This is a genomic window from Streptomyces sp. NPDC059455, assembly GCF_042750115.1.
Taxonomy (GTDB): Bacteria; Actinomycetota; Actinomycetes; order Streptomycetales; family Streptomycetaceae; genus Streptomyces; species Streptomyces endocoffeicus.
On the sequence record NZ_JBHYVB010000147.1, the window covers coordinates 22,711 to 30,107 of the forward strand.

Genomic DNA, 7,397 nt, shown 5'->3' on the forward strand with positions numbered 1-7,397 from the left:
AAACCGTGATCGACATTCCGAAGGAATACCGCGTGGCGCTGCCCGCGTGGATCGACGACGAACTCGCCGACGTGCCGGCCGTCATCCCCGACCGCGAGGGCCGGATGCGCCTCGTGCACCGCCTCGCCGACCGCAACTGGCGTGAGGGCAACGGAGGTCCGTTCGCGGCACTCGTCGCTGAGCAGGACACCGGCCGGATCATCTCGGTCGGCGTGAACGTCGTACTCGCCTCCGGTGTCTCCAGCGCGCACGCCGAGGTCGTCGCGCTGGGCCTCGCCCAGACGGCGACCGGCGGCTGGGACCTCGGCGGCGAGGGCGTGCCGGCGCACGAGCTGGTCGTCAACTGGCGTCCGTGCGTGCAGTGTTACGGCGCGACGATGTGGTCCGGGGTGCGTGGTCTCGTGGTCGCGGGTGAGGGGCCGGACCTGGAGGAGATCACGACCTTCGACGAGGGCCCGCTCGGCGCGGACTGGGCAGAGCAGTTCGAGGCACGCGGCATCAAGGTCGTACGGGATGTGCTGCGGGACGAGGCGCTCGCCGTGTTCCGCGGCTACCGGGACGCCGTCGACGCCGACGGCGTCACCGTCTACAACGCCCGTGGAGGCGCCGCATGACACCGCTGGATCCGCTGACACCGCCGGCACCGCGTTTCGCGACCGACGTCATCACCTTCTACCACCCGGACTTCTGGGGACTGGACTCCGCCGACGCCCTGCGCGACTGGGCCCGCGACCATCCCCGCCCCTTCTGGGAACGAGTGATGGACGCGCTGGCGGAGGTCGGCGTCACCGGCCTGGAGCTGACCTTCGCACCAGGCGACATCGACTCGGCTCTGCGCGCCTTCGGCAGCGCGGCCTCCTTCCGCAGCGAGCTGGCGGCCCGCGGCCTGTCCGTGGTGAGCGCGTTCGTCGCCGGCAGCGACGCCCCCGACTGGCGGCAGGGCGGCAACCTGCCCGCGATCGTCGCCGACGCCGAGCGACGCGCCGCCTTCCTCGCCGAGGTGGGGGCGGAACTGCTCGTCGCCGGACTGCCGATGCGGACGACGTTCGGGACGCCTCCGCCCTTCTTCGTGGACGCCGCGTACATGACCCGGATGGCCGACATCGCCCACGTGGTCGGCGAGGCCGTTTCCCAGTACGGCGTGAAGCTCGCCTTCCACACGGAGTCCAACAGCACCCTCTGGTACGAGAGGGATATCGACCTGTTCATGGCCCTGACCGATCCGCGCTACGTGTGGCTGTGCCCCGACGCCTGCCACATCGCGCTCGGCGGAGGCGACCCCGTCGCCGTCGCGCGCCGTCACTCCCAGCGCATCGCGCTCGCGCACTGGAAGGACGCCGTCAAGCCGATCGACGTCGAACTCACCATCGACGAGACGGTCTTCGCCCAGCAACAGCCCTACATGGCCGAACTGGGCACCGGCATCGTGGACTGGAGAGCGTGGGCCGACGCGATGTCCCGTACGCCTGGCGCCGACACCGTCCTCGTCGAGCTGGACCAGGCGGCTGATCCCGTTGCCGCTCTGCGGGCGGGAAGGGCCGTTGTGGAGGGGGCCCGGACACGGCCGGCGGTCGGCGCAGGCCGCGCGCATCGAAAGCAGGGCCAGGTATGACGGTTCCCACTGGGCACTCCCCGCACGCCCCCTCCACCGACGGCGCCCCCGCCCGGTCCGCACCCGTACCCGTGACGGCGATCGCGGCCGGCCGGGCGCGGCGCACCGCGCGCCTGCGCGTCGCCGTCCTCGGCGCGGGCATGATCGGCGACGTCCATCTGCGCAGCGCACGCGCGAGCGGGGCCGAGGTCGTCGGCGTCCTGTCCTCCACGGCCAAGCGCAGCCTCGCGGCGGCCGAGCGCTGGCAGGTCGATGTCGGCTACCCGGACCTCGATGCCGTCCTGAGCGACGACACGATCGACGTCGTCCACGTCTGCACCCCCAATCACCTGCACGTCGGTCAGGCGGTCGCCGCCCTGCGGGCTGGCAAGCACGTCGTGTGTGAGAAACCCGTCGCGACGACCGCGGCCGATGCCCGACTCCTCGTGGATACGGCCGAGTCGGCGGGCCGGATCGTCACCGTGCCGTTCGTCTACCGCTACCACCCCATGGTCCGCGAGTTGCGGGCCCGTGTCGCGGCCGACGGATTCGGCGCCTGGCAGCTCCTGCACGGGTCATACCTCCAGGACTGGCTGCTGTCCCCCGAGAGCACCAGCTGGCGGGTGGATCCGGCGGCCGGCGGCGCCTCGCGGGCGTTCGCCGACATCGGGTCGCACTGGTTCGACCTGGTCGAATGGGTGGCCGGGGTCCGGGTCGCCGAACTGCTCGCCGAGACGACCACGACGGTGGCCGACCGGCCCCGCGTGGGCGGCCCGACGTTCGGCAACGGGGCCCCCTGCGACGCGGCCCGCGTCACGGTCACGACGGAGGACGCCCTCGCGGTCGTCGGCCGTACGACCGAGGGGGTCCTGGTGTCGGTGACGGTCTCCCAGGTGTCGGCGGGCCGGAAGAACCGGCTGTGGTTTGAGCTCGACGGGGCGCACGCCAGTGCCGTCTTCGACCAGGAGCTCCCCGAGTCCCTGTGGCTGGGCCGTCCGGACCGGACCGAGACGCTGGTGCGCGACCCATCCGTCAACTCGCCCGACGCCGCCCGCCTCTCGGTCGTACCGGCGGGGCACCCGCAGGGTTACCCGGAGTGTTTCGAGAACTTCGTCAAGGACACCTACGCGGCCGTCCGCGGCAGTCACCCCGAGGGTCTGCCGACAGTACGGGACGGGCTGCGCTCGGCCCGCCTGGTCGACGCGGTCATGGCCTCGGCGGCGCGGCGCACATGGACACCCGTCGACGATGCAACACCCGCCGACGCACCCGCCGATGACCCGACCGACGAACACGGAGAACGCCTGCGATGAAGCTGGGATTCCTGACGGCCTGCCTGCCCGGCCTGCCCCTGGACGAGATCGCCGACTGGACCGTGGCAGAGGGCTACCAGGCCCTTGAGGTGGCGGTGTGGCCGAGTACGGGTGGCCGCGACTTCGAGGCCTCGCACCTGCCGGTCGCCGGTTTCACGGACGCCGACGAGCAGCGCACCCGTGAACTCCTCGACCGCACCGGACTGACGATCAGCTCACTCGCGTACTACGAGAACAACCTGCACCCGGACCCGGCGACCCGCGAGTCGATCCGCACCCACCTCAAGCACGCCATCGACACGGCGGCCCGCCTCGGCGTGGACTCGGTCGGTACGTTCATCGGCCGCGACCCGCGCCTGAGCGTGCTGGAGAACCTGCGCGAGGGCGAGAAGGTGCTGCCCGAGCTGGTGGAGTACGCGGGCGAGCGTGGCGTGAAGATCGTCATCGAGAACTGTGTGATGGAGGGCTGGCATCCCGACGGATACCCCGGGAACCTCGCCTACTCGCCCGAGCTGTGGGAGTGGATGTTCGGCCTGGGCTTCTACCTCAACTGGGATCCCTCGCACCTGACATGGATCGGCATCGACCCCCTTGAGACCATCGAGCCGTACCTCGACCGGATCGTCCACACCCAGGCCAAGGATGTGGAGCTGTTCCCGGGAAAGCGCAACCGCTACGGCTTTTTCGGCATCGTCGACAAGGGTGGCGACCCCTGGGCGACGGGCTGGTGGCGCTACCGCGTACCCGGTCTGGGGGAAGTCGACTGGCGCCATGTCATCGACCGCTTCCACGATCTGGGCTATACCGGCACGGTCTCCGTCGAACACGAGGACCCGGTGTGGGGCGGCACCCCTGAGAAGGTGAAGCAGGGACTCAGGATCGCGCACCGGACGCTGAGCCCGCTCGTCGAGCCCTAGCTGTTCTGTCCACGGTGGTTGGCGCCGCAGGTCTCGGCTGAGGGATCTTGAAACGTGTGACGGCCTTCTGCCTGGTGTGGATTGCGATATCTGCACCGGCGACCAGAGAGGCTCTCGTGCCCCACCGTAATGCACTCCTGACCGAGACAGGCCGTCTGCGCCTGGCCCGCTGTGTCGTGGAGGACGGCTGGACGCTGCGGCGGGCCGCCGAACGTTTCCAGGTCTCCACGACCACGGCCCAGCGGTGGGCCGACCGTTATCGGCAACTCGGCGAGGCCGGGATGTCCGACCGATCCTCCCGGCCGCACTCCAGCCCCCGCCGGATTCCGACCCGTACAGAACGCCGGATCATCAAGGTCCGCCTCGCACGTCGGTGGGGCCCGGCCCGCATAGCGCATCTGCTCGCCTGGTGCCCTCGACCGTGCACCGGGTACTGACCCGCTTCGGCCTCGCCCGCCTCACGCACCTGGACCGCGCCACCGGCCGGGTCATACGCCGCTACGAACGCGAACGGCCCGGCGAACTGGTGCACGCGGACATCAAGAAGCTCGGCAACATCCCCGACGGCGGCCGGCCACAAGGCCCTGGGCCGGCAGGCAGGCCGCAAGAACCGCCAGAACGCCGGCTACAGCTACCTTCACACCGCCGTCGACGACCACTCCCGCTTGGCCTGCAGCGAGATCCTCACCGACGAGAAGAAGGAGACCGCGACCGCCTTCTGGACCCGGGCCCAGGCGTTCTTCAACCCGTGCCCTCGTCGGACAGCATCCACCGGCATGTATTCGGCACGCACGGGGACGGGAAGCACCGTGAAGACGTGAGAACCGCGGAGGAGTGTTTCCCCGGGCCAGACATGCTGCAGTCGCTATTTCTGCAGGTCACAGCCCAGCCCAGAGAAAACTCCTAAAGCGGGTGTCGCAGGTTCGAATCCTGCCAAGGGGTGATTGTGATGTCGCAGGACGTCGGAATGACCCCGAACCCATGATTGGGTTCGGGGTCATCGTCGTTGTGGGCCGGGTGAGCGGCCGGTTGGCTGGTAGTCGCGGCTGGGGTCGATGGTCAGGTCGCGGAGGAGTTCGCCGGTGACGGCGTTGACGATCCGGATGTCGAGGTCGTTGACCAGCATGATCATGTGGGTTCCGGCGTGGGTTCGTCCGACGCCGATGTGGTGGAGGGGTCCGGCCGGGCGGAGGGTGACCATGCTGGATTTGTTGATGCGGTCGTGGCGGATGCGGATGCGGATGCGGGTGTGGGGGTCGGCGTCGCGGCTGTGGGCGGGCAGGGCCTTGGGCCGGGTGGTGTAGACGGTGGCGGGGGTGGTCCGGTGGGGCAGGGAGCGGTGGGGTCGCTGGTGGTTGTAGGCGTGGGTGAAGCGGTCGATGAGGGTTTGCAGCTGGGGGAGGGTGGTGGGCTGGTCGGGCTGTGCGCGGAGCCAGTTCTTCGTCGTTTGTTGGAAGCGTTCGGCTTTTCCGCAGGTGGTGGGGTGGTTGGGGCGGAGTTCTTCTGGGTGATGTGCAGGCGGCGCAGTTCGTGTTCCAGGGCGTTGCGGCCGCCGCGGCCGCCGGAGGGGCGGGTGGTGAACACCATGCGGTTGTCGGTGGGGGTGGAGGCCGGGATGCCGTGTGTGGCGACGGCTTGGCGGAAGGTGTCGAGGATGATCGGGCCGGTCGCCCGTGGCCAGCAGGTCACGTGCGGGGCGTAGCGGGAGCGGTCGTCCAGCCAGGTCAGGATCTGGGTGTCGGTGCCGGCCTTGTCGGCGGGGCGGTGGTGGGTGAAGTCCGCCTGTCAGGTCTTGTTGGGCAGCTCGGTCTGGAAGCGGATACAGGACGAGCGGGGCCGCTTCCCGGGCGCGGGAACGGCCAGGCCGTGGGCGGTCAGATGGCGGCCGGTCGTGGCCCGCGGCACGCGCGGATGGTGATGGTGCTGAAGATGCCACGCGATCGTCTCCGGCCCGGCGTCCGGGCCCTGTTCGGTCAGCTCCTTGCGGATGCGGACGATCAGGTCGACCGTGTCCGGGGCGAGCGCGGTGGGTGAGGTCTTGGGCCGCCTCGAGCGCGGCTCGAATGCCGCCTGGCCCTCGGCTCGGTAGCGGGCCACCAGATGGCTGACCCAGCCCTGCGACACTCCGTAGGCCCGCGCGACCTCGCCCTGGGTACGGTCCTCTACGACGACAGCAGTGATCACCAGACGCCTCTTCGACATCGCCAGACCCTGCCCCCGAGGTCGTGCCGATGTCTTGAGACACCCCATTCCGATGTCCTGAGCGAGCACACTGTCCCCGCCACCAACACACCGGCCCCCTCGACGCCATGCCGAGGGGGCCAGTTGCGCATCCGGGCACTATCCTACGGAGCCGCCCCGATGGCGACCCGGCGTGGTGCAGGGGCGGGGCCGGCGCCCGGTGAGCGCGATATTATGGATCGCCTGATATCTGCTCGTTTCCATGATCTGGCAGGAGTGCCCCGCGTGCCCGAGGACCCCATAGCCCACGGCGAGCTGTCCGCTTTGACCCGGCGTTTCGAAGAGGCCACGGAGAAGAACGACCGCGAGTTCGGGATCATCAAGAGCGACCTGACCGCGGTGCGTCTCCAGATCGGGAACCTCGACCAGAAGGCCGGGAATCTTGACCACAAGGTCGACCCGCTGAACGGCGGCCTCGAAGAGCTCGGCCAGAAGATGGACCGTAACCAGGCGCAGATCGTTGGGCTGCGCACGGGGCGTACCGAGCCGCGGATCGTCGCGGCCCCGGTGAGCACGACACGGAGCGAGGTAGCATGAGCGAGGCAGCAGCCGACGGACACGGCCCCCTGATCCCGCAGCCCAAGGCGACCGCGGAGGAGCTGCGTGCTGCATTGGTGCGGATCGCGCCGAGCCAGGTGGCCGCATTCGACGCCGACCGGACGAAGGCGATGACGGCCGCTCGTGAGCAGGTGGACGCGGCGCCGATGCGACGGTTCCTGCGACAGTGGGCGTTGACCGTGGCGATCGAGCGCCACCCCGCCCGCGCAGCACGCCTGCGCGAGCTGGAGGCACGCGCCGCTCAAGTGGAGGACCTGACGGAGGCCCGCGCAATCGCCGCCGAGGTGTCCGCCATCCAGACCGAGGCGGCGGACGAGGAGGGTATCGACCGGCGGGCTGGTGGGTGACCGGCGAGAGTGGATGGCGGTGGGAGTACGAGCCCGGCTTCGAGCACGTGGCGAAGGGACTGCCTGAACGCGTCGTCGCTGAAGTGGAGAGGCTCGCCGGACAGCTCATCGACCTGGCCGAGATGGGGATCGACGTCACGGACATCGGAGAAGGCCCGCGTCCAGGGGGCGTCGGCGGCGTACGGCGCCTTCCCCTCCTTGAGGACGGTTTCATGCTGGCGCTGCCGCTGCCCCGCTTACAGCTGATCGCCATCACGTACATCTGCCCGCCGTTCGCGGACCTGTAGCCCCTCCAAGCGCCGTAACTCATCAGCCCGGCCCAACGAGATGAAGGGGGGGGGCGGGGGGGGGGGGGGGGGGGGGGGGCGCCCGGCCCAGACAGGGGGGGGGTGGCGGCGCCGGGCGCGCGGGGGGGGGGGTTGGGGCGCGC

Annotated in this window: 9 protein-coding genes and 2 pseudogenes; 8 read left to right on the forward strand and 3 right to left on the reverse strand. The window is 70.1% G+C overall.

From position 1 onward, the window contains the following. Window positions 1-5: 5 nt before the first annotated feature. The 5 genes and pseudogenes from ACFXB5_RS37760 to ACFXB5_RS37780 all read left to right on the forward strand — a co-directional run. Complete coding sequence (locus ACFXB5_RS37760) at window positions 6-614, forward strand: nucleoside deaminase (protein ID WP_385216931.1); 609 nt, start codon at window positions 6-8, stop codon at window positions 612-614. Then, window positions 611-1,612 carry a sugar phosphate isomerase/epimerase family protein gene (locus tag ACFXB5_RS37765; protein ID WP_385216933.1) on the forward strand — a complete coding sequence of 334 codons (1,002 nt, stop codon included), beginning with the start codon at window positions 611-613 and terminating at the stop codon, window positions 1,610-1,612. Before ACFXB5_RS37760 ends, ACFXB5_RS37765 begins: the two co-directional genes overlap by 4 nt. Next, window positions 1,609-2,904, forward strand: a complete 1,296-nt coding sequence (locus ACFXB5_RS37770; RefSeq protein WP_385216936.1) for a Gfo/Idh/MocA family protein — start codon at window positions 1,609-1,611, stop codon at window positions 2,902-2,904. The genes ACFXB5_RS37765 and ACFXB5_RS37770 overlap by 4 nt, the downstream gene beginning before the upstream one ends. Then, window positions 2,901-3,821 carry a sugar phosphate isomerase/epimerase family protein gene (locus tag ACFXB5_RS37775; RefSeq protein ID WP_385216939.1) on the forward strand — a complete coding sequence of 307 codons (921 nt, stop codon included), beginning with the start codon at window positions 2,901-2,903 and terminating at the stop codon, window positions 3,819-3,821. Before ACFXB5_RS37770 ends, ACFXB5_RS37775 begins: the two co-directional genes overlap by 4 nt. Before the next feature lie 116 nt (window positions 3,822-3,937). Beyond that, window positions 3,938-4,564, forward strand: a pseudogene (locus ACFXB5_RS37780) (leucine zipper domain-containing protein); the annotation flags it as partial. Between the two features lie 254 nt (window positions 4,565-4,818). Here ACFXB5_RS37780 and ACFXB5_RS37785 read toward each other — a convergent pair. From ACFXB5_RS37785 to ACFXB5_RS37795, 3 genes and pseudogenes are all read right to left on the reverse strand, one after another. Next, entirely contained in the window at window positions 4,819-5,022 is a 204-nt protein-coding gene (locus ACFXB5_RS37785; RefSeq protein ID WP_385216956.1) for a hypothetical protein, read from the reverse strand. A 129-nt stretch (window positions 5,023-5,151) separates the two neighbouring features. Next, window positions 5,152-5,646: pseudogene (locus ACFXB5_RS37790) on the reverse strand (integrase core domain-containing protein); the annotation flags it as partial. Continuing rightward, window positions 5,607-6,023 carry a helix-turn-helix domain-containing protein gene (locus ACFXB5_RS37795; RefSeq protein WP_385216942.1) on the reverse strand — a complete coding sequence of 139 codons (417 nt, stop codon included), beginning with the start codon at window positions 6,021-6,023 and terminating at the stop codon, window positions 5,607-5,609. The gene ACFXB5_RS37795 and the pseudogene ACFXB5_RS37790, both read right to left, overlap by 40 nt. Window positions 6,024-6,287: 264 nt before the next feature. Here ACFXB5_RS37795 and ACFXB5_RS37800 point away from each other — a divergent pair, with 264 nt between their 5' ends. From ACFXB5_RS37800 to ACFXB5_RS37810, 3 genes are read left to right on the forward strand one after another with little or no spacing between them, the layout of a single operon-like run. Beyond that, window positions 6,288-6,599 (forward strand): hypothetical protein, encoded by a 312-nt coding sequence (locus tag ACFXB5_RS37800; protein WP_385216945.1) that lies wholly within the window; start codon window positions 6,288-6,290, stop codon window positions 6,597-6,599. After that, window positions 6,596-6,967, forward strand: a complete 372-nt coding sequence (locus ACFXB5_RS37805; protein ID WP_385216947.1) for a DUF6247 family protein — start codon at window positions 6,596-6,598, stop codon at window positions 6,965-6,967. Before ACFXB5_RS37800 ends, ACFXB5_RS37805 begins: the two co-directional genes overlap by 4 nt. After that, on the forward strand, window positions 6,964-7,254 hold the full coding sequence (locus tag ACFXB5_RS37810) for a hypothetical protein (protein ID WP_385216950.1): 291 nt from the start codon (window positions 6,964-6,966) through the stop codon (window positions 7,252-7,254). Before ACFXB5_RS37805 ends, ACFXB5_RS37810 begins: the two co-directional genes overlap by 4 nt. The last annotated feature ends 143 nt before the right edge of the window (window positions 7,255-7,397 follow it).